The following is a 1,743-nucleotide window of genomic DNA, read 5'->3' on the forward strand; positions in this document are numbered from 1 at the left end:
ATTCCAAGCAGGTTGCGTCCGAGTACCGACTCCTCGCGCGCATCGCGTTCGAGCAGGCTGACGCTGAGGATGCCGCTGGCGCATCCGGCTTCGACCTCGACTTCCCGTTCATGAGCTGCGGCTGCACCGACTGGTGCACTCACGGCACCCCCGAGCTGGCCGCGTTCGCCAACGACTGCGCGGTCGTTCCCGAGACTCCGGTCATGGCGCTTCTGCCACATCTAGCCTGACCCGCTCGGCAAGTGGGACGCTTCAAGATCGCGGCGGCGTGAAGCTATTGATCGCAGATAGCGCCCCGTCGCCCCTGAGCGTCAACTGGTAGAATGGAAGCATAGCTTCCGCGTCCCGAAAGGACCACCATGGCAACCACCCTGCTGACCAGTGAGCCGATCGGCACCCGCGATCAGGCCATCATCTCAGCATCCGGCGTGCTGAACCTCGTCAACGACACGTTCGGTGACACGATTCCGCTCGACCCGATCCAGTACGTTTCGGTTCAGGCGGTCGGCGCGTTCACCGGCACGCTGACGTTCGAGGTGTCGGACGACAAGGTCACCTGGATCGCCAAGACGTTGACCAGCCCCGCTGGCGTGTCTGCATCCACGATGACGGTGCCGGGCATGTTCTCGGGCGACATGGGCGCGCGCTACTTCCGCGTCAAGGCGACGGCGCTCAGCGCCGGTACGCCCACCGTGTACATCTACGGCAGCTCAGAGAGCCAGTCGTCCAGCATCGTCAGCATCAGCGGAACCCCCACCGTCAACCTCGGCACCGGTGGCACCGGCGCGACCGCCCTCGGCAAGGCTGAAGACGCGGTCGCAGCATCTGGCGACACGGGCGTCGGCATCCTCGGCGTGCGCATCCCCACGACCCCCGCCTCCCCGACGTCGGCCGCGGGTGACTACGGCCACCTCGCGATCGACCTCGAAGGCAAGCAGGTCATCTCCGGCACCGGCGGACCTGAGACCTACTGGGATGCCAACGTGGCGTTCACCACCACCTCCGACGTAGCGCTCATCGCTGCCGCCGCTGCTGGCATCCGCCGGTTCATCAAGACCCTCATCCTGGAGAACACCGGCGCCGCTGTGGCCCGCTTCCTCCTGCGTGACGGTACGACCACCAAGGCCACCTTCACGATCCCCGCCAACTCCACGCTCGTCGTTAACTTCGACCAGCCCTGGCGCGGAACGGCCGCCACTGTCGTCAACGGCCAGCTGGGTGCCGCCGGTACCGTCACCGTCACCGCTCTCGGCTTCCTCGGGGTCTAGCCCGTGGCGAGCCTGCCCCGGATCGCCCCCATGCCCCACCCCAGCGACTACGCTGGGGTGGCTGCAGTCATGCGTCCGAAGGTGGCGGCGTTCGTCCAGGGCAAGGCGTGGGTTCACCTGATCGATCCGACTACGATCGTCCGCGGCCCCATGGACATCACGGCCGGTACACAGTCGATCACGGTCACACCGATCTGGTCCGGCTGGGCCCGCATCCAGCCACTCCGCAACACGGTCTCCACCTGGCGCGCGAGCAACCCCACCACCACGCGCATCGTGCAGTTCTGGGTGGACGACCCCGAGACCCTGACCGTGGACTTCAAGCCGGGCCTGCGCTTCGCCGTGGATCCCGACGTCGAGACCAACGACCCCTCGCACTCGCGCTACCTGTACGTCACGCTCGGCGGGATCAACTCCAGCCAGGCGTGGCAGCGCACGGTGGACACCCAGGTTGACCTGGAGAACCGCCCGAACT

3 protein-coding genes are annotated in these 1,743 nt (G+C 66.7%); all 3 read left to right on the forward strand.

Annotation, left to right across the window (positions count from 1 at the left end; all coding sequences use genetic code 11):
• A partial coding sequence (locus tag ABFE16_04055; GenBank protein ID MEN6344452.1) for a hypothetical protein occupies window positions 1-230 on the forward strand: 230 nt, incomplete at its 5' end.
• Between the two features lie 129 nt (window positions 231-359).
• Complete coding sequence (locus tag ABFE16_04060; protein MEN6344453.1) at window positions 360-1,268, forward strand: hypothetical protein; 909 nt, start codon at window positions 360-362, stop codon at window positions 1,266-1,268.
• A gap of 69 nt (window positions 1,269-1,337) precedes the next feature.
• The coding region (locus ABFE16_04065) for a hypothetical protein (GenBank protein ID MEN6344454.1) at window positions 1,338-1,743 on the forward strand (406 nt) is incomplete at its 3' end.

This window comes from Armatimonadia bacterium (assembly GCA_039679385.1).
Lineage (GTDB): Bacteria > Armatimonadota > Zipacnadia > Zipacnadales > JABUFB01 > JAJFTQ01.

Excerpts from the sequence above, each read along its gene's own strand:
- ABFE16_04060 (MEN6344453.1), top strand. The coding sequence starts at position 360 with ATGGCAACCACCCTGCTGACCAGTGAGCCGATCGGCACCCGCGATCAG.